This is a genomic window from Rhodococcus phenolicus (assembly GCF_001646785.1).
GTDB classification, from domain to species: Bacteria; Actinomycetota; Actinomycetes; order Mycobacteriales; family Mycobacteriaceae; genus Rhodococcus; species Rhodococcus phenolicus.
The window spans coordinates 76,303-101,150 of sequence record NZ_LRRH01000016.1 but is presented as its reverse complement, the minus strand read 5'-3'; the positions used below and the strand labels follow the sequence as shown (position 1 = coordinate 101,150).

Here is a 24,848-nt window from a genome sequence, read left to right as displayed (position 1 = left end):
CACGCGGCAACCGAACTACGGAACGTCGCTGTCGCCGCCTGCATCCCGGGCAGGTTCCCGCAACCATCTCCGCCGATGTTCCCGCAACTCCGCCTCGCGGCGGGCACGGTAATGCGCCAACGCCGCCGACAACAGATCACCGAGATGATGACGCTGATTCACCCGAGGTTTCTGCTCGGGATCGATGTGTGGTGGCGGAATCCACTCGGTGCGGCCCGGATACTCGGCATCTGCCGCTGCGACGCGGGTTTCCCAGCCGCCGGGCCCGTCGTGCACCAGCGCATGACACGCATCGCACGCCAGATCCTCATTGGTGATGTCGGTGCGTCCGCCGTCCCTCCACTCGGTGATGTGATGCACCGCGGTCAAGGTGGCCGGCGCGTCGCACCCCGGGCGGGTACAACCCCCGGACGCGGCGATCAACGCGAGCCGCTGATCGGCCGACGCCAACCGTCTCGCGCGCCCCAGGTGCAGCGGCCGCCCGTGATGATCGAAAATCGCCAGCACCGGATGCGCGGCCTCCGCCATCCGCAACGCGTCCCGGATCGGTACCAGACCACCCGAGGCGGTGGTGACGACGCCGGTCGCTTCTTCGACCTGCGTGACCGTCATGGTCAGGATCGCGGTGACCGGAAGCCCACGGTGACTGCCGAGCGCACCGGACGACAGGATCTGCCGCAACGCCACCGTCAACGCGTCGTGGTTCCGCTGCACCGCGGTGCGGGTGTCGCGGGCCGCGGCCTTCGCGAGGGCATCACGGTCGAGACTCTCGGATTCGACGTCACCGCGCGGTGATGCGGGGTCGTCGGGGTTGTTCATGCCGGGGCGGGCGAGTTTCGCGAGGACCGGTTCGAGCAGCGCCCGGGTCTCGGGATCGATCAGCCCGGAGATCGGGGTCATGAGGTCGGTGCCCTGCTTACCGATTCGCAGGCCGCGGCGGCGCTTACGTTCCTTCTCGTCGGGTACGTCCCCGTCGGGATTGAGATAGGCCAGCAGATGCGCGCCGAGTTTCACGAGATCGTCGGGAGTGACCGAACACGCCGCGTCCGCCAGAATCCTCTCGGCGACGGCGATCTCGTCGAACCCCACCCCGTGCGGAACCTTTCGCATCACCTTCGCGACCGCAGCGACATGGTCGGGCCCGATCGCCCCGGCCCGGACAGCAGCAGCGGTGGCTGGCAGTTCCGGTTCCACGTCTTCGCCGCCGAAGGCATGCCACGTGCCGACCTTCCTCGCACCCTTGACCCGTTGGGCCGCATCCGCCGCCGAGATCCGCAGGGTCCCGATGAGGAAGTCGTTGATCGACCGGCAGCCGAGATGTTCGGCGGTCCGTCCTTCGACGGCGGCGACAGTCATCCGATGCCCAACCGCGGAGGCCTTGCGCAAGGAGGTTTCCAGCCGTTGCAGGACCTCGACGATGTCGTCGTGCGAGAACGCGGTCAGGTCGTCCCCGAGCAGGCCGTCGACGGCCTCGTCGAGGGCGGTCAGCCGCGCCTCGACGAACTCCCCACCGACGCTGTTCGAAAGCATGTTCGAATTGTAGCGAGGACCACCGACAGAAACGGTCGGGCCGGAAAACGACCACGGCCGCCACCGTTCCTGAGAACAGTGACGGCCGTGGACGGCGAGAGATCAGCTGCAGGCGGCGATCACGAGTTCCTTGACGCGGGCCGGGTCGGCCTGGCCGCGAGTGGCCTTCATGACGTCACCGACGATCTTGCCGGCGGCCGCGACCTTGCCGGAGCGGATCTTGTCGGCGATGTCGGGGTTCGCGGCAAGCGCCGCATCGACGGCGGCCTGCAGCGCCGAGTCGTCGCGCACGACCTCGAGGCCACGGGCAGCGACGACCTGCTCCGGGTCGCCCTCACCGGCGAGGACACCGTCGACGACCTGCCGCGCCAGCTTGTTGGTGAGCTTGCCGTCGGCAACCAGGGCGATGACCTTCGCGACCTGCTCCGGGGTGATCGGCAGATCCGCCAGCTCGACGCCGCGGGTGTTGGCCTGCTGCGTGAGGTAGGCGACCCACCACGACCGGGCCTCCGATGCGGGTGCACCGGCCTCGGTCGTCGCGATCACCAGGTCGAGGGCGCCGGCGTTGACGAGGTCGCGCATCTCCTCGTCGGACACGCCCCATTCCTTCTGGATGCGGGCACGGCGCAGCCACGGCAGCTCCGGCAGGGTGCCGCGCAGTCCCTCGATCCACTCGGCACTCGGCGCGACCGGCTCGAGGTCCGGCTCCGGGAAGTAGCGGTAGTCCTCGGCAGTTTCCTTGCGGCGACCCGGCGAGGTGGTGCCGTCGCCCTCCTGGAAGTGGCGGGTCTCCTGGATCACCTCACCACCGGCGACGAGCACCGCGGCCTGGCGGCGCATCTCGTAGCGGACGGCGACCTCGACGGACTTGAGCGAGTTCACGTTCTTCGTCTCGGTGCGTGTACCGAACTCGTCCGCGCCGATCGGATTGAGGGAGAGGTTGGCGTCGCAGCGCATCGAACCCTGGTCCATGCGCACGTCGGACACGTCGAGGGACTTCAGCAGGTCGCGCAGCGCGGTGACGTAGGCACGGGCCACCTCGGGGGCGCGCTCACCGGCACCGACGATGGGCTTGGTGACGATCTCCACGAGCGGCACACCGGCACGGTTGTAGTCGAGCAGCGAGTGGTCGGCACCGTGGATACGTCCGGTCGCACCGCCGACGTGCAGCGACTTGCCGGTGTCCTCTTCCATGTGGGCGCGTTCGATCTCGACGCGCCACGTGCTGCCGTCGTCGAGGACGACGTCGAGGTACCCGTTCGTCGCGATCGGCTCGTCGTACTGCGAGATCTGGTAGTTCTTCGGCTGATCCGGGTAGAAGTAGTTCTTCCGCGCGAACCGGCCCCACGGGGTGATCGAACAGTTCAGGGCGAGGCCGATGCGGATCGCGGACTCGACGGCCGCCTGGTTGACGACGGGAAGCGAACCGGGCAGGCCCAGGCACACCGGGCACACCTGCGTGTTGGGCTCGGCGCCGAACGTGGTCGGGCAGCCGCAGAACATCTTGGTGGCGGTGTGCAGTTCGACGTGCACCTCCATGCCCATCACAGGCTCGAACTTCGCGAGCACGTCGTCGTAGGCGAGCAGATCATCGGACATGGCGGCAGTCATGGGCTCGATTTTAGACGCCGGCCGCCGGCGCCCTCACCACCACTCAGCCGAACAGAACCCGCATCTCGTGGTATCGCTCCTCCGGCACCAGCTTGTGGTGTGCGAGGGCCTCGTCGAATCCGACCCGGACGATCTTCGTTCCGTGCAACGCCACCATGTGCCCCCAGTCCTCGTCGGCGACGAGATCGGTGACGGCCATGCCCAGGCGCGTGGCGAGCACCCGGTCGAACGCTGTGGGTACTCCCCCGCGCTGGATGTGCCCGAGTACCGTCGCGCGGGTCTCGATGCCGGTGCGTTCCTCGATCATCGGGGCCAGGATCTCGCCGATTCCGCCGAGTCGCGGGCGGTCGAACCCGTCGAGGCCCTTGTGCGAATGCGCCTCCGTCATGCCCGGGAGCGTGAACCCTTCGGCGACGACGACCATCGGGGCGCGACCGCGGTCGCGCACGCTGGTGACCCACGCACAGATCTGCTCGATGCTTTCCGGGTGCTCGGGGATGAGGATGGCGTGGGCGCCGCCCGCGGTACCCGAGTGCAGTGCGATCCACCCGGCGTTGCGGCCCATCACCTCGAGCACCATGCAGCGTTTGTGCGAATTGCCGGTGGTGCGCAACCGGTCGATGGCGACGGTTGCGATCTCGACGGCGGTGTCGAACCCGAACGTGTAGTCGGTACGACCGAGGTCGTTGTCGATCGTCTTGGGCACGCCCACGATCGGGATTCCTTCCTCGAAAAGCCGTTTCGACGCTGCCGCGGTGCCTTCCCCGCCGATCGCGACGACCGCGTCGACGCCGAGCTTGTCGAGGGTGCGGGCGATGTTCTGCGCCCCGCCCTCCGGGGTCTGGTACGGCCCGAATCGGCTCGTGCCGAGGATCGTGCCGCCCTGGTTCGACAGACCGCGCACCGAGCTGCGGTCGAGCGGCACGACATCGCCTTCGACGAGTCCGCGCCACCCGTCGAGGAATCCGACGAACTCCTGGCCGTGCACGGTCTCGCCCTTCAGGACCGCGCCGCGGATGACCGCGTTCAGTCCCGGGCAATCGCCACCGCTGGTGAGAATTCCGACTTTCGTCATGTACACCTCCCGCTGCAGAGGAACCGTGTCGCTCCTGTCATCCTGCCCGCAACCGCCGTGAGCGTCATCTCGATCGGCAACGTTGCCCGCTGCGAAGTCTCACCGTGCGACTGCGGTGTCGCTGAGCGGAACGCAACGCGCACTAACGACGAGGCAACACACCGGTCACCGTGAGCCCGGACACTTTCTCCGATCCCACAGGAGGTTGCCGTGTCCTATGTCCCGCCGGCCGAACTGGCCCGTGCAATGGTCGACGCCGGCCATAGCAAAGTTCTCACGTCCACCCGCGACACGTTGATCCGCGCGTTCATGGGCGGTGCGCTGCTCACGCTCGCGGCAGCGTTCGCGGTCACCGTGACCGTCCAGACCGGCAATGCCCTCCTCGGAGCCGCGCTGTTCCCCGTGGGTTTCTGCCTGCTCTACCTGCTCGGTTTCGACCTGCTCACCGGCGTGTTCACGTTGGCACCGATCGCGTATCTGGATCGCCGGCCGGGCGTCACCATCGGCGCCGTCCTGCGCAACTGGGGGCTGGTGTTCCTCGGCAACTTCGCGGGAGCGTTCACCGTCGCCGTCATCATCACGTTCGTCCTCACCTACGGCTACTCGATCCCGCCGAACGACGTGGCCGAGAAACTCATGCACATCGGCGAGGGCCGGACCATCGGCTACGCCGAGCACGGCGCCGCCGGTATGGCGACCTTGTTCCTGCGCGGCGTGCTGTGCAACTGGATGGTGTCGACCGGCGTCGTCGCGGCGATGATGTCGAAGCATGTGACGGGCAAGGTCCTGGGCATGTGGATGCCGATCATGCTGTTCTTCTACATGGGTTTCGAGCACTCGGTGGTCAACATGTTCCTGTTCCCGTCCGGCCTGCTGCTCGGAGCCGACTTCACCATCGCCGACTACCTGGTGTGGAACGAGATCCCCACGGTACTCGGCAATCTCGTCGGCGGATTCGTCTTCGTCGGCCTGGCCATCTACACGACCCACGTTCGTACCCGGCCGAAGCGGGCCGAAGTCGAGATCGCACCCGTTCCGGTTCGGGAGACCGAAACGGTCTGATCCCGAACGATTCTCCGGCAGGATAGCGGACGGACCGGGCGCGGATGGGGCGCTCGGTCCGTTCGTCCTGCACACCGTGCACCCACACTGTGCGGAAATCAGCGCTCAGACCGTCGGTCCTGTCGTCAGCCGGGCACCACCAGTCCCGACTCGTAGGCCACCACGACCGCCTGCGCGCGGTCGCGCAGATGCAGCTTGCCGAGCACCTTGCCGACGTGCGTCTTCACCGTCTGCTCGGCGACGAACAACTGCTCGGCGATCTCCTGGTTGGACAGGCCCTGCGCGATGAGTTCGAGCACTTCGGTTTCCCGCGGAGTCAACACGTCGAGCGCGGTGTTGCGGCGCGGAGTCCGCCGCCGGGTGACGTCGGCGATGAGCCGGCGTGTGACGGTCGGAGCCAGCAGCGCCTGCCCTTCGGCGACGACCCGCACGGCCCGCACCAGTTCGTCGGCGGGCGCGTCCTTGAGCAGGAATCCGCTCGCACCCATCCCCAGTGCCTCGTACACGTAGTCGTCGAGGTCGAACGTGGTGAGCATCAACACCTTCGATCGGGGCTCACGCCGGTCCGCGAGGATGTGCCGGGCGGCGTCGAGTCCGTTCATCTCGGGCATGCGCACATCCATGAGCACGACGTCGGGCCGCAACCGCGCGACCTCGCTCACCGCGACCTTCCCGTCCGGGGCGTCCCCGACGACGCTGATGTCGGGTTGCGCGGCGAGCAGAGCGCCGAAGCCCTGGCGGACCATGGCCTGATCGTCGGCGATGAACACGGTGATGGGTGCATGCGGCTCGGTCATTGCCCCGAGCCTAGGCGGCGGGGACGCGTGGCAGCGACGCCGACACCTCGAATCCCCCCTCGGGTCGCGGATGTGCGTACAACCGGCCGCCCACCGACGCCGCGCGATCCACCATGCCGCGGATGCCGTTGCCTCCGGCGAGTTCCGGTTGCATCACAGGACTGTCGCCGCCGCCGTCCTTCGCGGCGCCGTTGCACACCGTCACGTCCACCCGGTCCGGACCGCACACGACCTGCACGGACACCTCGGATCCCGGCGCGTGCCGGACGGCGTTCGCGAGCGATTCCTGCACGATCCGGTACACGGCGAGTCCCGCGCCGTCGGACACCGACGCGGGGTCCCCGTCGATCCGGGCCGTGAGGTCGACCCCGGCGCGACGCGACGCGTCGAACAGCTCGTCGAGCCTTCCCATTCCCGGCTGCGGGGCATTCTCGGGCAGCGTGCCGTCGCTGCGCAGCACACCGAGCATGCCGCGAACCTCGTTGAGCGCCTCGCGCGCGAGCACCCCGATCGACTCGAATTCGGCGCGTGCGGCGTCGGAGACGTCCGGCAGCCGATACGGGGCGCTCTGTGCCTGCACCACGACGAGTGACATGTGGTGGGCGACGATGTCGTGCAGGTCGCGGGCGATGCGTGCCTTCTCTTCGAGCGCCGCGCGACGGGCACGTTCGAGTTCGCTGATCTCCTCCTCGCGGGCGAGCTGGCGCCGTGACAGCACGAGCCACCGAACGAGCAGCGCGAACGCGGCGATCGCGGTGAGGCCGATCGCCCACCCCCACCCGTCGTTACCGGGAACGTACGCGAAGAACAACAGGACGGTTGCGAGCCAGACGACGAGCACGATGCGCATCTCCTCGCGCAGGCACACCGCGGTGAGCAGCGCGAGGAGCACGAGGATGTGCACGACCTGCCAGGGGTAGTCGTAGCCCGGGATGCGGTCGAACGCCCACGGCACGATCATCGCCGCGACCGCGGAGATCGCCCAGCCGAGCGCCGGCTGTGCCCGCACCAGCAGGAACGGGAACACGGCCAGCCCGGAGATGATCGGCATGAGCGGGGCAGGCACGTCGTGTGTGAGCTGGAGCGTCGGCCACGCAATCGAATAGAGGATCAGGGTGGTCACGACGATCGCGACATCCCACCACCGACCGCGGCCGTACCGGACCGACAGTTTCACACCGTCACGAACTCCATTACGCACGAACGACTTCACGATCCCCACACTAGGGTCCGTATTCTCGTCGGTCCTCATACCGTGGAGTGAGATGCGGCCGCTACCTCGGTAGCACCGCCTGCGCACGCAGCAACCGAGGCGTCAGACGATCACCACGTCGAGGGTCCGCGGGCCGTGGACCCCCTCGACGCGTTCGAGCTCGATGTCGGATGTCGCCGACGGCCCACTGATCATGGTGGTGGGCCGTTCCGGCACCAGCCTGGCCAGTGCCTCCGGCACACCGACCTCGATGCTGCTCAGCGTCACCACGCACACGTGCAGGTCGGGCACCAACGTCAGGGCGCGCCGGCCCTGACCGGTGCTGCCGTCGAGGAAGATCGTGCCCGTTTCCGCGCAGGACACCGCCGACGCGGTCACCACACCGTCGAGTTCGCCGAGTTCCGGCGCCGAGATGTCGGCACTGTCGACGATCGTCTCGCCGTCGAACAGCGACATCCACGCTGTGTCCAGTCCCGCCGGGACACCCACCCGGCGGGCACCGCGCTCGGCCAGCACGCGGGCGATGGTCGCGGGCAACTCCTCGGCGGTGGTGCGATGCACACTCGCCTTGTAGTCGACGAGCCGGTCGACGAACAATTCGCAGCGTTCGTCGTCGGGAAGCGTGCGACCGGTGCGGTATTCGCGCGGGATGTCCGCAGGTACCGGCGGCGCCAGCACTGCTGCATCGCGGATACGACCCAGGATCGTGTCGCGGGAAGTCACTCGAGTTCTCCCGTCTCGCGCGCCTGCGCGATCGCCGCGGCCCCCTCGTCGGAGTTCCACCATTGTCTGAACGTCTGCTTCGGCGGGGCCGGGATGTCCCGGGCCGCCGTCCACCCTGCGAGTGGTCCGGGCAGATTGGAGATCTTGCCCTTCTTCCCGGCGACGATCCGCAGCGCCCCGGCGGCCTTCTGGGCCGCGGTCCAGCGAGTGGACGAGGCCATCGCCACCGAGGCCGCTTTCATCGCCGCGGCTTCGAGCCCGAACCCGGCATGTTCGACCTTCTGGTGCCGCAATTCGACGAGCAGGGACGGAATGTCGATCTTGACGGGGCATGCGTCGAAGCACGCTCCGCACAGACTCGAGGCGAACGGCAGGGTCGCGTTTGGGTCCCCGGGCTCGCTCATCCCTGCCAGCTGCGGGCTGAGCACCGCACCGATCGGACCGGGATAGGTGGAGCCGTAGGCGTGTCCGCCGGTGCGTTCGTACACGGGGCACACGTTCAGGCAGGCGGAACACCGGATGCAGTGCAGCGCTTCGCGTCCGATCCGATCGGCGAGCGCTGCGGTGCGGCCGTTGTCGAGCAGTACGAGGTGGAAGTTCTGCGGACCGTCGCCGGGGGTGACACCCGTCCACATCGAGGTGTAGGGATTCATCCTCTCGCCCGTCGAGGACCGCGGCAGCAGCTGCAGGAACACCTCGAGATCGCGGTAGGTGGGCAGCAGCTTCTCGATGCCCATGACGGTGATGAGGGTGTCGGGCAGGGTCAGGCACATACGGCCGTTGCCCTCGGATTCGACGACGGCGAGCGTTCCGGTTTCGGCGATCCCGAAGTTCGCTCCGGACACCGCCACCGGAACCGTCATGAACTTTCCGCGCAGGAACGTTCGTGCCGCTTCGGCCAGGTGTACCGGATTGTCGTCGAGATCCGGATCGACGCCGGTCATCTCGCGCAGGAAGATCTCGCGGATCTCGGTGCGGTTGCGGTGGATGGCCGGCACCAGGATGTGCGACGGCTTGTCGTGCCCGAGCTGGACGATGAGCTCGGCGAGGTCGGTCTCGTACGCGCGGATCCCCTCGGCTTCGAGGTGCTCGTTGAGTCCGATCTCCTGCGTGGCCATGGACTTGACCTTGATGACCTCGTCGGAGCCGGTGTCGCGGACGAGCTGCGCGACGATCGCGTTGGCTTCGGCGGCGTCGGCGGCCCAGTGCACCACTCCGCCGCGTTCGACGACGGCGGCTTCGAGTTGCTCGAGCAGTTCCGGCAGCCGGTTCAGCACATCGGTCTTGATCGCGGCACCCGCGTCGCGCAACTGTTCCCAGTCGGCCAGCTCGCCGGTGACGTGCAATCGCTTGGCACGGATGGTGTGCGTCGCCTTGCCGATGTTCCGCCGCAGCTGTCCGTTCGCGAGCTCGTGGTGCGCTGCGGCCGGAAACGTCTCGGTTCCACGCAGATTGCCGAAGCCGCGCGGGGGAACGGTGGGAACTCCGAGTGCGGTCGATGTCATGCCGAGATCACCTCCGACTCGGTGGCGCAGAGAATCTCCGCGAGATGGACGGTTCGGGTTCCGGTCTGCAATCGGGACATGCCCCCGCCGATGTGCATGAGGCAGGACGAATCGCTTGCGCTGCAGAATTCGGCTCCCGTGGTCGAGACGTTGCGGATCTTGTCGGCCAGCATCGCGGTCGAGGTCTCGGCGTTCTTGAGCGCGAACGTTCCACCGAAGCCGCAGCACGCGTCGGCCTCGGGGAGCTCGATCAGGTCGAGACCGCGGACCTCCCGCAGAAGCCGGAGGGGCTTGTCGCCGACACGCAGCATGCGCAGCGAGTGGCAGGTGGGGTGGTAGGTCACCCGATGCGGGAAGTAGGCCCCGACGTCGGTGACACCGAGAACGTCGACCAGGAACTCGGACAGCTCGTAGGTCTTGGCCTTCACGGTTTCCACCCGCCCGCAGAGCGAGGGTGTGCCGTATCGCGAGGCGACGATCTCGTGCTGGTGTCGCACGGATCCGACGCAGGAACCGGACGGTGCGACGACGGCGTCGATCGACGGATCGCCGAACGTGTCGGCGAAGTTCGAGACGAGGGGCAGCGCGTCGGGTTGATACCCGGTGTTGACGTGCATCTGGCCGCAGCACGTCTGCCCTTCGGGGAAGACGACCTCGTGGCCGAGCCTGGCGAGCAGCAGGGCCGTGGATTTGACTGCATTCGGGAACAGTGTGTCGCCCAAACACGTGGCGAACAACGCGACTCGCATGGGAACTCCGCATCGGATGGTGTGGTCTGACCACACAATAGCGTACCGAAAGTGGGTGGGGTCACCGATCGCGGAGATTGCCCGATCCGGAACCGGCGCTCGATTGTGACCCGCATCATGGTGTAGCTTCCTGTGGTCCGACCACGTGGTCCGACCACAGACCTCGCCGCACCCGCGGCCGCGACCTCAGGAGACCCCGGTGGAAACCGATCTGCTCGCGGTGAGCTTCACCCCGTCGACGACCGCCGTCGCCGGCAGCCTCACCGCCTCCGCACTGCTCGGCCTGGTGCCGCTGCTGACCTTCTTCGTCCTGCTCGCCGGATTCAAACTCAAAGCCTGGTACTCCGGGCTCGGCGCGCTCGCCGTCGCCCTGATCGTCGCGGTCGTCGGATTCGGGATGCCCGCACAGCTCGCCGGCCTCTCCGCCCTGCAGGGCATCGCGTTCGGCCTGTTCCCGGTCATGTGGATCGTGGTCACGGCGATCTGGTTCTACGAACTCACCGTCGTGAGCGGTCGCTTCGAGGACCTGCGACAGGTCTTCAACTCCGTCGGCCGCGGCGACATGCGCGTCCAGGCGATGCTCATCGCGTTCTGCTTCGGCGGCATGCTCGAAGCCCTCGCCGGCTTCGGCGCACCGGTCGCGATCACCGGCGCCATGCTCATCGCCATCGGGATGCCGCCGATTCGCGCCGCCGTCACCGTGCTCGTCGCCAACACCGCACCGGTCGCGTTCGGCGCCATGGCAATTCCGATCACCACCGCAGGCAACCTCACCGGCATCCCGGCCACCGAGATCGCCGCCGTCGTCGGTCGTCAAACGCCCGTGCTGGCGCTGTTCGTGCCGATGCTGCTGCTCTTCCTCGTCGACGGCCGCCGCGGTTTCCGTCAGGTGTGGCCGATCGCGCTGGTCACCGGCGTCGCGTTCGCGTTCGCCCAGTTCTGGTGCTCCTCGCACTTCTCGTACGAACTGACCGATGTGGTCGCGTCGCTGGTTGGCCTGGCCGCCGCGGTCGTCATGCTGCGTTTCTGGGCACCCCGCACGCCCGAAGACCAGCTCTCACAGGCCTCGGCCGAACCCATCGGCCCCACCCGCACGATGTTCGCCCTGTTCCCCTACCTGCTCGTCATCGTGGTGTTCGGTATCGCCAAACTGTGGACGATCGGCGTCGACGTCCCGAAGTGGCTGGCGTCCACCGATATCAAGATCGAGTGGCCCGGACTGTACGGAAACCTGCTCAACGCCGACGGATCGGCATCGACCAGCGCGATCTACACCCTGCCGTGGCTGTCCACCCCCGGCACCCTCCTGCTGATCTCCGGTGCCATCGTCACCGTCGTCTACACGGTGTGGACCCACGCGGGCAGATTCCCCATGACCGGGCGCCTCGCCGTGGTGACCCTGGGCAGCACCGCGTGGAAGATGCGCCTCGCCATCGCCACCGTCGCAACGGTGCTGGGACTGTCGTACGTGATGAACCAGTCCGGGCAGACCGTCGCGATCGGCACGTGGCTGGCCGGGGCCGGCGCGATCTTCGCGTTGCTCTCCCCGATTCTCGGCTGGCTGGGCACCGCGGTCACCGGCTCCGACACCTCGGCCAACGCCCTGTTCGCGCGACTGCAGCAGGCGGCGGGTCAGACCGCCGGAATCGACCCGACGCTGCTGGTCGCGGCGAACACGTCCGGCGGTGTCGTCGGCAAGCTGATCAGCCCGCAGAACCTCACCATCGCGGCAACGGCCGTGGATCGGCCCGGCAGCGAACCCGAACTGCTGCGCAAGGTGGTCGGATACAGCGTCGGCATGCTCGCGATCCTCTGCGTGCTGGTGTACCTGCAGTCGACGCCGGTGCTGTCCTGGATGCTGCCCTGACCAGGGTCGATACGTAAGCTGTCCAGCTATGCCGACACAGTCCGAACCGCGCGCGTGGGAACACGTGCTCAACCATCTCGAGCAGATGCTGGTCTCCGGGGAGCTCTCCCCGGGCCAGCGTCTGCCCGGGGAACGCGTACTCGCCGCCGAACTCGGTGTCGGACGCTCGTCGGTACGCGAAGCCCTGCGCGTCATGGAAGCGATGGGACTGCTCAAGTCGCAGACCGGGTCCGGCCCGACATCGGGCGCGATGATCGTCTCCCGGCCCACCGGTGGAATGACGATGCTGATGCGGATGCAGGTCGCCGCCCAGAACTTCCCGGTCACCGACGTGGTGCAGACCCGACTCGTCCTCGAATCCGAGGTGATGCGGTCCCTGGCGGCCCGCACCCCCACACCGGATCTCGGGAGCGCCGAGGAGTTGCTCGACGCGATGGACGACACTGCGCTGGAACCGCACGAGTTCCTGGTGCTCGATTCGCAGTTCCATATCGCGCTGGCCGATGCCGCGGGGAACCAGGTGATCGCGGCGATGATGGCGGGTCTGCGCGAATCCATCGAGGGTTACGTTCTCGCCGGAGCTCCGCTGGCGATCTGGCCGGCGACGTGCGGGCGCCTGCGGCACGAGCACCGCGGGCTGGTCGCAGCGGTGCGTGCGGGAGATCCGGACCTGGCATGTGCACGCATCGAAGGCCATATCCGCGGGTACTATTCCGAGACCCTGGGCTCGACGAGCACGCATCCGACGCCCCCCGGTTCGACCACCCACGTGTAGAAGACCGTCCGCGCCGGGCGTGGCTCCGCCTCGCCCGGCGTCATACCGTGGGGTGAGTCCGGGGCACTACTGCGGTGCTGGACGATCCACCGGGAACCGGTCCGGCGTGTGATCCGGACACCGGTATCGCGCTCTTAGCGTCGGATTCATGATCATCCGATCCGGGAAAGCCCGGGCCGCAACGGCTGTCGGTGTCCTCGCCGCACTCGCGTGCGTGGGTGCCGCGAACCCGCCCACGGTGAGTTCCTCCGTCCCCGAACATTCCGCGGCCGCCGCCACCGTCGTTGCGCTCGGCAACGGCGACAGCGATGCGGCGAGCGCCGCGTTCCCGTCGGACTTCGCGGCGGCGATGCACTACGACCCGATCCGCGAATCAGGCGCCGAGGGCGATCGCCTCAGCGACCCGGACGGTTCGTGTTCGTCTCCGGTTCCGCTGCCCGGGTTGTTCGAACCGGCATGCCGCACCCACGATCTCGGATACGACCTGTTGCGGTTCGCCCGCGATTCCGGCGGTGAACTCGGGCCGGACGCGCGCCGGGCACTGGATCGGAACCTGACACGGGACCTGCGTGCGGCGTGCGCGACGGAACCGGACGCCGGGGCCGGGTGCGCGGTCGTCGCCGAGATCGCTTCGGTTGCGGTGCGGATCAATTCGTGGCGGCAGGAATATCGGGCGCCGGGTCCGGAATCCCCGCTCCCCGTCCTGCTCGGGTTGGGCGCGGCAGTCGCGGCCGCAGGAATGCGGGTGCGATCGTGAGCACAGCGACCGCCGGAACTCCACGGCCACAGAGCCTTTCGCTGTCCCTGGCACGCACGATCGCGTGGCCCCGGGTCACCACCACGATCGCGGTGACCTCCGCGGCGGGACTCTCCCTCGCACCGTCGCTGTTACCGCGGTCGGCCGTCACGCAGGCGGTGTTCACCGCGCTGTCGGTGTTGTGCGCGCTCACGCTCCTCGCGGCGAGCCGGGCACTGCGCGGCAAGCTCGGCAGGACGCCGCGAACGGTCTCGGCCGGAGCCCGGCAGGGTGTGCTCGTCGTCTCGATCGCCGGTTGCGGTGCGGCGGTTCTCGCCGCGGATCATTGGCAGAACGGACTGCGCGCCGCAATGGGGGTGGACCCCGTCGGCGCCGGGCACTGGACGACGGTCGCGATCGTTTCGGGCCTCGTCGTGGCCGGCACCCGGGGTCTGGCGATCGGGGTCCGCCGTATCGGCCCGGTGCGCACCGTCGCTGCCGGAGCGGTGCTCGCTGTCGCCGGGTACGCCGCGTCGCTCGGCGTCGTTCCGACGGCAGGTACCTCCGCACTGTCTGCATCCCTCGCGGCAGGCGTCTCGGGGTCGTCGGAGTCGCTGGTGTCGTGGGAAACCCTCGGCGAGCAGGGTCGGCGCTTCGTCACCCTGGCATCGGACCATTCCCCGATCCGCACGTATGTGGGTGCGGAATCGGCGCCCGATGCGCAGGCACGGGCCGTCCTGGCGGTCCGGGAACTCGATCGGGCCGGTGGATTCGATCGTGGACACGTGGTGGTCGCGGTGCCCACCGGATCGGGCTGGGTCGACGCGAATGCGGTGGCGGGCTTCGAAGCGGTGTACGGCGACGACCTGGCACTGGTGGCCACGCAGTACTCGTCGGCTCCGAGCTGGGTCACGTTCGTGTTCGACCGCGACGCCGCCACCGAGGCGGCCACCGCGCTGGTGGATACGGTCCGCGCACACCTGGCCACTCTGGCTCCGGCGCACCGTCCGCAGCTGCACGTGTACGGGCAGAGCCTCGGCGCGGTCGGGGCCGGCGCCGCGTTCGACGGCTTCCGCGCGCCGGGGCCGTGCGAGGCGTTGTGGGCCGGCCCGCCCGCAGGCTCGGTGCGGGCGGACGGCGGGACGGTGCTGGCGAATTCGTCCGATCCGGTGATCCGCTGGCAACCGTCGCTGCTGTGGTCCCCACCGGATCTGTCCCGCGCCCGCGTCGACGCACCGATGCCCACGTGGCTGCCGATCGTCGGATTTCTCCAGACCACAGTGGATCTGCTGTTCGCGTTGGACGCCACCCCCGGTCACGGACATCGTTACGGGCCGGACCAGGCCCGCTGCGCGTCGTAGGGTGGCGCCGTTCCGAGCGTCGATCGGTCAGTTCGTGGCTGCCAGGAACTCGGTGATCGCCGCGGTCAGTTTCTCCGGTTGATCCTCGGCCAGAAGGGTGTAGCTGTCGTCGATCTCGACGAGTCGGGCATCCGGGAACAGGTCGGCGAGGCGACGCCCGTGGTCACGGGGCATCATCCGGTCTTCGGTGGCCCACACGATCAGCACCGGACCGGCGAACTGCCCGGACTTCGCCGCAAGGTCGAGCAGTTCCTTCTTCGGCGGCGCCGAGACCGAGTATCTCGCGACATCACGACGCACGTCGCGATCGACGGTGGCCGGACGGAACCAGGCGTCGTAGACCTGTTCGGGTACCGGTCTCTTGCTCATCCAGCCCCACGTGCCGGGACCGCGCCTGCCCAGCCGGGTGCCCAGCACCGACATCAGCACACGGAACCCACCGGGCATCCGGGCCAACGGAAGAAGCAGCTTGACCGGGCCGGGCGGATAGTTGTCGAACGCCTCGCACGCGGTGAGTACGAGCCGGGACACGCGTTCGGGATTCGCGACGGCGAGAAAGATCTGGGCGACACCCCAGTCGTTCTGGACCAGCGTGACCTCACGCAGGTCGAGTGCCTCGAGGAATTCTCCGACGAGACGGCCCATTCCGATCAGCGTCAGGTCCGCGTCCGGGTGCATCGGTTTGCGGTGCGAACCGATCGGCCAGGTCGGCAGGATGCACCGGTACGTGCCACGCAGTTCCGGGACCACGTGCCGCCACCCGGTGCTGTCCATGAGCAATCCGTGGATGAAAACCAGGACCGGACCGTCACCCCCGGTGTCCTCGTACTCGATCGTCCCTGCCGAAAGCTCGACCTCGGGCACGCGATTCCCCCTTCGCGGACAATGCGTTCCATAGTGGCAGAGGACGAGCCGGGGCGCAGGGGAAGCAGCGCAGCGGATCCCCGGGACGAAAACGGACGCCGGGCCCGGGACCGTGTGGTCCCGGGCCCGGCGCCGGCTGTTCAGGTCAGGCGAGGACCGGGCCGCGCGCAGCCTCGAAGGCCGCGCCGACGCGGTAGAGGCGCTCATCGGCGAGTGCCGGAGCCATGATCTGCAGACCGACGGGCAGTCCGTCGTCGTCGGCGAGACCCGACGGCACCGACATCGCGCAGTGCCCGGCCAGGTTGGTCGGGAGCGTGCACAGGTCGGACAGGTACATCGCCAGCGGATCGTCGACCTTCTCGCCAATCTTCCACGGCGTGAACGGGCTCGTCGGCGACACCAGGACGTCGACCTGCTCGTAGGCCTTGTCGAAGTCCTGCGCGATGAGCGAGCGGACCTTCAGCGCCTGGCCGTAGTACGCGTCGTAGTAACCCGAGGACAGCGCGTAGGTGCCGATCATGATGCGCCGCTTGACTTCCTTGCCGAAACCGGCGGCACGGGTGGCGGCCATGACCTGCTCCGCGCTCATGTTGCCGTCGTCGACCCGCAGGCCGTAGCGCATCGCGTCGAACCGTGCGAGGTTCGAGGAGACCTCGGACGGCAGGATGAGGTAGTAGGAGGCCAGCGCATACTCGAAGTGCGGGCAGGACACCTCCACGACCTCGGCGCCGAGCTTCGTCAGCGTCTCGACCGCGGCATCGAACGACGAGATCACGCCCGGCTGGTAGCTGTCGGAGTGCAGTTCCTTGACCACACCGACGCGCAGGCCCTTCAGGTCGCCGGAAGCACCCTGGCGAGCGGCCTCGACGATCGGGCGGACCGGAGCCTCGACGGAGGTGGAGTCGCGCGGATCATGGCCGGCGATGACCTCGTGCAGCAGCGCGGTGTCGAGGACGGTGCGACCGCACGGACCGCCCTGGTCCAGCGACGACGCGCAGGCGACCAGACCGTAGCGGGACACCGTGCCGTAGGTGGGCTTGGTGCCGACGGTGGCGGTGACGGCCGCGGGCTGGCGGATGGAACCGCCGGTATCGGTGCCGATCGCGAGCGGCGCCTGGTACGACGCGAGCGCCGCGGCCGAGCCGCCACCGGACCCGCCCGGGATGCGGGTGGTGTCCCACGGGTTGCGGGTCGGGCCGTAGGCGGAGTTCTCGGTCGACGAGCCCATCGCGAACTCGTCCATGTTGGTCTTGCCGAGGATCGGGATGCCGGCCTGGCGCAGCTTGGTGGTCAGCGTCGCGTCGTACGGCGCGACCCAGCCCTCGAGGATCTTGGAGCCGCAGGTGGTGGGCATGTCCGTGGTGGTGAACACGTCCTTGAGAGCGATCGGCACACCCGCGAGCGGCGAGACCGGGGTGTCGCCGGCGGCGACGGCACGGTCGACCTCGGCCGCGGCGGCGAGCGCCTGATCGGCGGCGACGTGCAGGTACGCGTGGTACTCGCCGTCGACCTCGCCGATGCGGTCGAGGTGCGCCCGGGTGACCTCGACCGAGGACACCTCGCCGGCGTGGATCCGCGACGCCAGGTCGGCGGCGGACAGACGGGTCAGTTCGCTGCTCATTCGCCCTCTCCCAGGATCTGCGGAACCGAGAAACGGCCTTCCTCGACGACCGGCGCACCCGAGAGCGCTTCGTCGGGGGTCAGGCCCGGCACCACGACGTCGGGGCGGGTCACGTTGGTCACCGCGTTCGGGTTGGCCATCGGAGCCACGTCGTCCGCGGCCACTTCCGACACCGCCTTGACGTGGCTGAGGATCGAGTCCAGCTGGCCGGCGAACTCGTCGAGTTCGGCGTCGGACAGCGCGAGCCGGGACAACCGGGCGAGGTGTGCGACCTCGTCACGGGAGATGGCAGGCACCTTCGGTGACCCCTTTCATGGAGAACGAACGTCGCGTCCAGCGTAGTGCGTGCCCGGTTCGGCCTCCTGTGCGGGACCCTGAACGCGGCCGCACCGTTTCGGATGCGCGAAACACACGTTGCAATCGTGTTTCGTGCCCGTCCTTGACCGGCGGATATTCGACAATGACGCCCGTTTCGTCCGGAATCCGTATACCGGGAGGCTTCCGGAAGTGACAGGATGGTCGCAGTCGGGGGTCGCCGTGCGGCCTCGAAAACAGTAGTGCCCCGGAACCGGTCGGCACTCGTATCGGCCAGAGGTGAAAGGACACACGTGTCGTATCTGTTGCGTGTCCAGCTACCCGATCGGCCCGGTAGCCTCGGCGCGCTCGCCGTCGCTCTCGGCTCGGTCGGCGCGGACATCCTGTCGCTCGACGTCGTCGAACGCGGCGCCGACTTCGCCATCGACGATCTCGTCGTCGACGTCGAGCCCGGCAAACTTCCCGACACGCTCATCACCGCCGCCGAAGCCCTCGACGGTGTCACCGTGGACTCCATCCGGCCGTACGCGGGCATGCTCGACACCCACCGCGAACTCGAACTCATCGACCAGGTCGCCGCCGCACGCGACGGCCGGCTCCAGATCCTCGCCGACGGCGCGCCGCGTGTGCTGCGCGTCGGCTGGGCCACGGTGATCGCCGTCGGCCCCAACGGCCCCTACCGGGTCGCGGGCAGCCCCGGCGCCCCCGAGACCCACGCCCTGAACCTGCCGTGGATGCCGCTGGAGAAGCCTCAGCTGCTCGATCACGAGGCCCCGTGGGTTCCCGAGGTGTGGCGGCAGATGGACACCACGCTCGCTGCCGCACCCCTCGGCTCGCCCACCCGGGTACTCATGCTCGGCCGTCCCGGAGGGCCGGAGTTCCGGCCCTCCGAGGTGGCCCGGGTCGGCTACCTCGCGGGCATCATCGGCACCGTGCTGGGCTGAACCCCGGACCGGTTCGGATCAGACGAGTTCGCGCACCATCGCGGTGAGCTCGACACCGGGAACCGGCACCCAGTTGCGCTCGGCGACGGGAACGAACCCGTTGCGGTCGTAGATACGGCGCGCGTCGACCATGGCCGGTTCCGTCGAGATCACCACGGCGCGGTCCCCGCGCTCGTAGGCGGCGTCGAGCCCGTGCCGTACGAGAGCCGACCCGACGCCGCGGCGGCGTGCTTCCGGCGCGACCGCGAGCATCCGCAGTTCGAGTTCGTCCTTCTCGGCGATGTCCGCGAGCCGCGACATCGGTTCGGCCAGCGTCAGCGACCCGACGATCTCGCCGTCCGCGACCGCGACGACGACCTCGCCCTGCGCGTCGCGGGTGGCGGTGTCGCGCAGTCGCCCGACGTACGGATCGTCGGGTTCGACGAAGCCGCCGCCGACGTACACGCCGACGGTGAGGTCGCCGACGGTCTCGTACTCGTCCGGGCTCACGCGCCTGATCTCGATCATTTCTGCACTATGACAGCCGATTCTGCAGCCGCCCAAAACGGCCGGGAGCGATACTCGCCACAGTCAGGCGTCGGCGTCGTCCACGTCACTGCCGGTCACCGCGTCCGGACCGAACTCGAGCAGAGTGCGGAACCCGGCCTCGTCGAGGATCGGAACCCCCAGATCGGCGGCCTTGTCTGCCTTCGATCCGGGGGCGTCGCCGATCACCACGAACGCGGTCTTCTTCGACACCGACCCGGCGGCCTTGCCGCCGCGCAGCAGGATGGCCTCCTTCGCCTGATCGCGGGAGAAGCCGTCGAGACTGCCGGTGACGACGATCGACAGTCCCTCGAGGTTCCGCTCGACCGATTCGTCGCGTTCGTCCTCCATGCGGACACCGGCGGCCGCCCACTTCTCGACGATCTCGACGTGCCACCCGACCGTGAACCATTCGCCGACGGACGCCGCGATGGTCGGGCCGACGCCCTCGACGGCGGCGAGCTCGTCGACGGACGCGGCCCGGATCCGTTCGAGGCTGCCGAACTCGGTGGCCAGCGCCCGCGCCGCGGTGGGTCCGACGTGCCGGATGGACAGCGCGACGAGCACCCGCCACAGCGGCTTGTCCTTCGCGCGTTCGAGATTCTCGAGCAGCCGCTCGCCGTTCTTCGACAACGCGCCCTTGGCGGTGCGGAAGATCGACGTGGTCATCAGATCGTCGGCGGTGAGTGTGAACAGGTCGCCCTCGTTGCCGATCGCACCGGAGGTCACCAGCGCCGTGGACGCCTCGTACCCGAGCGCCTCGATGTCGAATGCGCCGCGGCCGGCGACATGGAAGACCCGCTCCCTCAGCTGCGCCGGGCAGTGCTGCTGATTCGGGCACCGCAGATCGACGTCGGATTCCTTCGCCGGCGCGAGAGGTGTTGCGCACTCCGGACATTCGGTGGGCATCACGAATTCGCGTTCGGTGCCGTCGCGCAGGTCGACGACCGGGCCGAGCACCTCCGGAATCACGTCGCCGGCCTTGCGCAGCACCACGGTGTCGCCGATGAGCACGCCCTTGCGGACCACCTCGGACGCGTTGTGCAGCGTCGCCAGCGACACCGTCGACCCCGCGACCGTCACCGGTTCCATGTATGCGAACGGGGTGACGCGGCCGGTGCGGCCGACGCTGACCCGGATGTCGAGGAGTTTGGTGGTGACCTCCTCCGGCGGGTACTTGTAGGCGATCGCCCAGCGCGGCGCACGCGAGGTCGCGCCGAGGCGCCGGTGCAGCGACATCTCGTCCACCTTGACGACGAGACCGTCGATCTCGTGCTCGATGTCGTGGCGATGCTCGCCCCAGTACCGCATCCGTTCGACGACCGCGTCGGCGCCCTGCACCCGGACGGTGTGCGGGGAGACGGGCAGCCCCCATGCCGCGAGCGCCGTGTACGCCTCGGACTGGGACTCCGGTTCGAATCCTTCGAGACGTCCGAATCCGTGGCAGATCATGCCGAGCCGGCGTCTGGCGGTGACCGCCGGGTTCTTCTGCCGCAGTGAACCTGCCGCGGAGTTGCGGGGATTCGCGAACGGCGCCTTGCCCTCGGCGACCAGGCTCGCGTTGAGGGCCTGGAAGTCCTCGAGCCGGAAGAACACCTCGCCGCGCACCTCCAGCACCGTCGGTACCGGGAAGTCGTCGGTGCCGGTGATCCGCTCCGGGATGTCCTCGATGGTCAGGGCATTGAGGGTGACCTCCTCGCCGGTGCGGCCGTCGCCGCGGGTCGCCGCGCGCACCAGCCTGCCGTTCTCGTACACGAGGTTCAGCGCGACACCGTCGATCTTCACCTCGCACAGATAGTGCAGGTTGCCGCCGGTCTCGGATTCGACGCGGGCGAGCCATCCGCGCAACTCGTCCTCGGTGAAGACGTTGTCGAGACTGAGCATCCGCTCGAGGTGGTCGACGGCGGTGAAATCGGTGGCGAAGCCGCCGCCGACGAGCTGGGTCGGTGAATCGGGCGTGCGCAGTTCCGAGTACTGCTCCTCGAGGGCGTTCAGTTCGCCGAGCAACTGGTCGAACGCGCCGTCGGAGATGGTCGGGGCGTCGCGCACGTAGTAGCGGAACTGATGCTCGCGCACCTCCTCGGCGAGCTGTTGCCAGCGCTCGCGTGCCTCGGGAGGTGCGGTGATGGCTGCGTCCGTCGATTCACTCACAGCCCGCAAGCCTAGTCGAGGGCGCCGACAGTTCCCGGTCGCTCGGGCCGCGCAGTCAGAGGGATTCGGGGTCCTCGGCGAACGCCGCCGCCACGTCGCGGGTCAGTCGCAGCGCGGTGCGGGCCCACGCCGGATCGGCACCGGCCAGCCCGCACGCGGGAGTCACCGCCACCGACCGCAGGACCGTGCGGGGAAACCCGAGCCGGTCGATCAGCGTCACCGCCGGTGCCGCGGCCTCCCGCCAGGTCGGCGGCGTGGCCGGTGCGGTCGTGGGGACCAGGCCGAGCAGCAGTGTGGTACCGGCGTCGAGGAGTTCCCCGATGCCGTCGAGATCGCTGACCCGGTCGACGTCGAGCGCGACCGCGTCCGCGGCGCTCGCCCGCAGCAGCGCGGTCGGAACGGTCCCACCGCAGCAGTGCACCGCGACCGGACGCCGTGTCGCCTCGATCGTCGTGTCCAGCACGTGCTGGGCTTCCGGTTCGGGCACCGCGGCGACGGTTTCGAGGATCGTCCGGCCCTTCAGGGTTCCCGCCAGAACGTCCGGCAGTGCCGGCTCGTCGAGCTGCACGACGACCGCGGCGCCCGTCCGGCGGGTGATCTCGGCCGCGTGCCGGGACAGACCCTCCCCCAGCGATTCGGACAGGTCCCGCACCGCACCCGGATCGGTGAGCACCCGCCGTCCGGTGGTCAGTTCGGTGTGCGCGGCGAGGGTCAACGGCCCGGCGGACTGCACCTTCACGGTGCGCCCGGAGCCGAGACCCGCGTTCTCCCAGGCCTCTTCGAATCCATCGAGGTCCTGGTGCAGCAGGTCCTCCGCCCGGGCGGCGATCGCGCCGCGACGCCCGGTGAGCCGGTAGCCGGTCGTCGTGCCGTCGAGATGCAGATCCACCAGCAGCGCGCTCGCACGGCCGATCATGTCCGCGCCGAGGCCGCGGGCGGGCAGTTCCACGAGATGCGGGAGCGCGGCGAGCTCGCCGAGGATCACCGCCGCCGATTCACGCGCGTCGACGCCGGGCCACGATCCGATACCCGTCGCGACGCCCGCCCAGCTTCCGGGACCGGGGGCCGCGGTCACCGGGCGCCGGCCGCGGCGGCGATGGTGCCGCTGCCCACGACGATGTCGCCGGCCGCATCGGGGCGGTAGAGCACGGCGGCCTGGCCCGCGGCGACGCCGGTGAGCGGTTCGCGCAGCGTGATCTCGATGCCGGTGCCGACGGCCTCGGCGATCGCGGGGGCGATGCCCCCGTGGGCGCGCACCTGCACGACGCATTCGATCGGTCCCTCGGGTGCCGCGCCCGCGGTCCACACCGCGCGTTCGGCGGTGATCGAGCGGACCTGCAGGTGCTCGGCGGATCCCACTTTCACGGTGCCGCTGTCCGGGTCGATCCCGGTCACGTAGCGGGGACGGCCGTCCGGGCCGGGTCCGGCGATACCGAGACCCTTGCGCTGACCGATCGTGAAGCCGTGCACGCCTTCGTGTTCGGCGAGCACCGCGCCGGAGTCCACATCGACGACCTTGCCGGGCCGCACACCGATGCGGGCTCCGAGGAAGGCACGGGTGTCGCCCGAGGGAATGAAGCAGATGTCGTGACTGTCCGGCTTGTTCGCGACGGCCAGGCCCCGCTCGGCGGCCTCCGCGCGGATCCGCTCCTTGGGGGTGTCCCCGACCGGGAACATCGCCCGGGACAGCTGCTCGGCCGTGAGAACGCCGAGGACGTACGACTGGTCCTTGTCGGCGTCGACTGCGCGGCGGAGCACCCCGTCGTGCAACTGCGCGTAGTGACCGGTGGCGACCGCATCGAAGCCGAGCGCGACGGCCCGATCCGCGAGCGCCGCGAACTTGATCTTCTCGTTGCAGCGCAGGCACGGGTTCGGTGTCTGCCCCGCCGCGTACGCGGCGACGAAATCGTCGATCACGTCTTCCTTGAAGCGATCTGCGAAATCCCACACGTAGAACGGGATGCCGAGCACGTCGGCGGCACGCCGGGCATCACCGGCGTCCTCCTTCGAGCAGCAGCCCCGCGAGCCCGTACGCAGGGTGCCCGGCGCCGTCGACAACGCCAGGTGCACACCGACGACCTCGTGTCCGGCATCGACGGCGCGGGCAGCAGCCACCGCCGAGTCCACACCGCCGCTCATCGCCGCGAGAATCCTCATCGTCCGTCACCTCCACGACCGGCAGCGCTCGCCAATCCGGCGGCACGAGCCCGTTCCACCACCTGCGGCAGAGCCGCGATCACCGCATCCACATCGGCACGAGTCGAGCTGTGCCCCAACGAGAACCGCAACGATCCGCGCGCGGTCCGCGGATCGGCACCCATCGCGACCAGCACGTGGCTGGCCCGGGCGACACCGGCCGTGCACGCCGACCCGGTGGAGCATTCGATCCCTGCCGCATCCAGCAGCATCAGCAGCGAATCACCCTCGCAGCCGGGGAAAGTGAAATGCACGTTGCCGGGGAGCCGGTCCGCGCCGCGCGGCCCGTTGAGGACCGCCCCGGGGACCGCGTCCTCGATGCCCGCGATGAGTGCATCGCGCAGCGCACCGAGCTCGGCGGCGTTCGCAGCGAGATCGGCGGTCGCCGCGCGCAGCGCCGCGGCCATACCGACGATCGAGGCGGTGTCCTGCGTACCCGAACGGATGTCGCGTTCGTGCCCGCCGCCGTGGGCGAGCGGCACGCACGGCACCTGGCGGCCCAGCAGCAGCGCACCGACGCCCTGCGGGCCACCGAACTTGTGGGCCGCGACCGTCAGTGCGGACAGGCCGCTCGCCGCGAAATCGACGGGCAGGTGCGCCACGGCCTGGACCGCGTCGCTGTGGATCGGCACGTCGAACTCGGCGGCGACGGCAGCGAGTTCGGGGATCGGCATCACGGTGCCGACCTCGTTGTTGGCCCACATGACCGTCACCAGCGCGGTCTCGTCGGCGTGCTCGGCCAGCGCGGCCCGCAGCGTCGCCGGGTCGACGCGCCCCTCGGTGTCGACGGGCAGCCACGTCACCTCGGCGTTCTCGTGGTCGACGAGCCATTCGACGGCGTCGAGCACGGCGTGGTGCTCGACCGAGCCGGCGATCACGCGGTTCCGTCGCGGGTCCTGCGCGCGGCGGGCCCAGAAGATGCCCTTGACCGCGAGGTTGTCGCCTTCGGTGCCGCCGGAGACGAACAGCACCTCCGAGGGGCGGGCACCGAGATCGGCGGCGATGGATTCGCGGGCCTCCTCGATGCGGCGGCGCGCGGCACGTCCGGAACCGTGTAGCGACGAGGCATTGCCGACCGTCGCGAAGACCTGCGTCATCGCCTCGATCGCCGCAGGCAGCATCGGCGTGGTCGCGGCATGGTCGAGGTAGACGGTGTGCGGGGAGCCGGATGTGCCGGCGCTGGGCGAGGTCATGACCGGTCCAGGATAGCGGGTGCCGGGGTGGTGCT

At 69.1% G+C, this 24,848-nt stretch carries 22 protein-coding genes; 6 read left to right on the top strand and 16 right to left on the bottom strand.

The window, feature by feature from the left end; genetic code table 11:
- Window positions 1-15 precede the first annotated feature (15 nt).
- The 3 genes from A8G15_RS06230 to A8G15_RS06220 all read right to left on the bottom strand — a co-directional run bounded on the left by A8G15_RS06230 (window position 16) and on the right by A8G15_RS06220 (window position 4,216).
- Window positions 16-1,530: an HNH endonuclease signature motif containing protein gene (locus A8G15_RS06230; protein WP_068156745.1), complete on the bottom strand. Its 1,515-nt coding sequence runs from the start codon at window positions 1,528-1,530 to the stop codon at window positions 16-18.
- Window positions 1,531-1,632: 102 nt separating this feature from the next.
- Complete coding sequence (gene gatB, locus A8G15_RS06225; protein ID WP_068156742.1) at window positions 1,633-3,141, bottom strand: Asp-tRNA(Asn)/Glu-tRNA(Gln) amidotransferase subunit GatB; 1,509 nt, start codon at window positions 3,139-3,141, stop codon at window positions 1,633-1,635.
- Window positions 3,142-3,184: 43 nt separating this feature from the next.
- Window positions 3,185-4,216 (bottom strand): 6-phosphofructokinase, encoded by a 1,032-nt coding sequence (locus A8G15_RS06220; protein ID WP_068156836.1) that lies wholly within the window; start codon window positions 4,214-4,216, stop codon window positions 3,185-3,187.
- 210 nt (window positions 4,217-4,426) lie between these two features.
- Here A8G15_RS06220 and A8G15_RS06215 point away from each other — a divergent pair, with 210 nt between their 5' ends.
- Complete coding sequence (locus tag A8G15_RS06215; RefSeq protein WP_068156737.1) at window positions 4,427-5,278, top strand: formate/nitrite transporter family protein; 852 nt, start codon at window positions 4,427-4,429, stop codon at window positions 5,276-5,278.
- Between the two features lie 125 nt (window positions 5,279-5,403).
- Here A8G15_RS06215 and A8G15_RS06210 read toward each other — a convergent pair whose 3' ends face one another.
- The 5 genes from A8G15_RS06210 to A8G15_RS06190 form a co-directional block, all read right to left on the bottom strand.
- On the bottom strand, window positions 5,404-6,075 hold the full coding sequence (locus A8G15_RS06210; RefSeq protein WP_068156734.1) for a response regulator: 672 nt from the start codon (window positions 6,073-6,075) through the stop codon (window positions 5,404-5,406).
- Between the two features lie 10 nt (window positions 6,076-6,085).
- Window positions 6,086-7,297, bottom strand: a complete 1,212-nt coding sequence (locus tag A8G15_RS06205; protein ID WP_245687724.1) for a sensor histidine kinase — start codon at window positions 7,295-7,297, stop codon at window positions 6,086-6,088.
- A gap of 93 nt (window positions 7,298-7,390) precedes the next feature.
- The gene (locus A8G15_RS06200) at window positions 7,391-8,011 is read right to left on the bottom strand and encodes a LutC/YkgG family protein (protein ID WP_068156731.1); all 621 of its coding nucleotides are present in this window, start codon (window positions 8,009-8,011) and stop codon (window positions 7,391-7,393) included.
- Window positions 8,008-9,516 (bottom strand): LutB/LldF family L-lactate oxidation iron-sulfur protein, encoded by a 1,509-nt coding sequence (locus A8G15_RS06195; RefSeq protein ID WP_068156728.1) that lies wholly within the window; start codon window positions 9,514-9,516, stop codon window positions 8,008-8,010. The genes A8G15_RS06200 and A8G15_RS06195 overlap by 4 nt, the downstream gene beginning before the upstream one ends.
- The gene (locus tag A8G15_RS06190) at window positions 9,513-10,265 is read right to left on the bottom strand and encodes a (Fe-S)-binding protein (RefSeq protein WP_068156724.1); all 753 of its coding nucleotides are present in this window, start codon (window positions 10,263-10,265) and stop codon (window positions 9,513-9,515) included. The genes A8G15_RS06195 and A8G15_RS06190 overlap by 4 nt, the downstream gene beginning before the upstream one ends.
- A 199-nt stretch (window positions 10,266-10,464) precedes the next feature.
- Between A8G15_RS06190 and A8G15_RS06185 the strand changes: the two genes are divergently transcribed.
- The 4 genes from A8G15_RS06185 to A8G15_RS06170 all read left to right on the top strand — a co-directional run bounded on the left by A8G15_RS06185 (window position 10,465) and on the right by A8G15_RS06170 (window position 15,004).
- Entirely contained in the window at window positions 10,465-12,132 is a 1,668-nt protein-coding gene (locus A8G15_RS06185) for an L-lactate permease (protein ID WP_068156719.1), read from the top strand.
- Window positions 12,133-12,160: 28 nt separating this feature from the next.
- A complete protein-coding gene (locus tag A8G15_RS06180; RefSeq protein ID WP_068156717.1) occupies window positions 12,161-12,907 on the top strand; it encodes a FadR/GntR family transcriptional regulator in 747 nt (248 codons plus the stop codon).
- Between the two features lie 148 nt (window positions 12,908-13,055).
- Entirely contained in the window at window positions 13,056-13,664 is a 609-nt protein-coding gene (locus tag A8G15_RS06175; protein WP_068156715.1) for a phospholipase A2 family protein, read from the top strand.
- The gene (locus A8G15_RS06170) at window positions 13,661-15,004 is read left to right on the top strand and encodes an alpha/beta-hydrolase family protein (RefSeq protein WP_082899689.1); all 1,344 of its coding nucleotides are present in this window, start codon (window positions 13,661-13,663) and stop codon (window positions 15,002-15,004) included. Before A8G15_RS06175 ends, A8G15_RS06170 begins: the two co-directional genes overlap by 4 nt.
- A 27-nt stretch (window positions 15,005-15,031) precedes the next feature.
- On the opposite strand, the gene A8G15_RS06165 is transcribed toward A8G15_RS06170, so the two are convergent.
- From A8G15_RS06165 to gatC, 3 genes are all read right to left on the bottom strand, one after another.
- Window positions 15,032-15,868: an alpha/beta fold hydrolase gene (locus tag A8G15_RS06165; RefSeq protein WP_068156711.1), complete on the bottom strand. Its 837-nt coding sequence runs from the start codon at window positions 15,866-15,868 to the stop codon at window positions 15,032-15,034.
- Window positions 15,869-16,013: 145 nt separating this feature from the next.
- Complete coding sequence (gene gatA, locus A8G15_RS06160; RefSeq protein WP_068156708.1) at window positions 16,014-17,489, bottom strand: Asp-tRNA(Asn)/Glu-tRNA(Gln) amidotransferase subunit GatA; 1,476 nt, start codon at window positions 17,487-17,489, stop codon at window positions 16,014-16,016.
- Window positions 17,486-17,785 (bottom strand): Asp-tRNA(Asn)/Glu-tRNA(Gln) amidotransferase subunit GatC, encoded by a 300-nt coding sequence (gatC, locus tag A8G15_RS06155; RefSeq protein ID WP_068156706.1) that lies wholly within the window; start codon window positions 17,783-17,785, stop codon window positions 17,486-17,488. The genes gatA and gatC overlap by 4 nt, the downstream gene beginning before the upstream one ends.
- 312 nt (window positions 17,786-18,097) lie before the next feature.
- On the opposite strand from gatC, the gene A8G15_RS06150 reads away from it, so the two are divergent.
- Window positions 18,098-18,748, top strand: coding sequence for an ACT domain-containing protein (locus A8G15_RS06150; RefSeq protein WP_068156704.1), 651 nt, complete (start codon window positions 18,098-18,100; stop codon window positions 18,746-18,748).
- Window positions 18,749-18,766: 18 nt separating this feature from the next.
- Here the strand turns inward: A8G15_RS06150 and A8G15_RS06145 are convergent, their stop codons facing one another.
- The 5 genes from A8G15_RS06145 to A8G15_RS06125 form a co-directional block, all read right to left on the bottom strand.
- A complete protein-coding gene (locus A8G15_RS06145; RefSeq protein ID WP_068156702.1) occupies window positions 18,767-19,255 on the bottom strand; it encodes a GNAT family N-acetyltransferase in 489 nt (162 codons plus the stop codon).
- Between the two features lie 63 nt (window positions 19,256-19,318).
- Entirely contained in the window at window positions 19,319-21,424 is a 2,106-nt protein-coding gene (gene ligA / locus A8G15_RS06140; protein WP_068156699.1) for an NAD-dependent DNA ligase LigA, read from the bottom strand.
- Between the two features lie 55 nt (window positions 21,425-21,479).
- Entirely contained in the window at window positions 21,480-22,499 is a 1,020-nt protein-coding gene (locus A8G15_RS06135; RefSeq protein ID WP_068156695.1) for a uroporphyrinogen decarboxylase/cobalamine-independent methonine synthase family protein, read from the bottom strand.
- Window positions 22,496-23,581 carry a tRNA 2-thiouridine(34) synthase MnmA gene (gene mnmA / locus A8G15_RS06130; RefSeq protein ID WP_068156692.1) on the bottom strand — a complete coding sequence of 362 codons (1,086 nt, stop codon included), beginning with the start codon at window positions 23,579-23,581 and terminating at the stop codon, window positions 22,496-22,498. The genes A8G15_RS06135 and mnmA overlap by 4 nt, the downstream gene beginning before the upstream one ends.
- On the bottom strand, window positions 23,578-24,813 hold the full coding sequence (locus A8G15_RS06125; RefSeq protein ID WP_068156689.1) for a cysteine desulfurase family protein: 1,236 nt from the start codon (window positions 24,811-24,813) through the stop codon (window positions 23,578-23,580). The genes mnmA and A8G15_RS06125 overlap by 4 nt, the downstream gene beginning before the upstream one ends.
- Window positions 24,814-24,848: the final 35 nt, after the last annotated feature.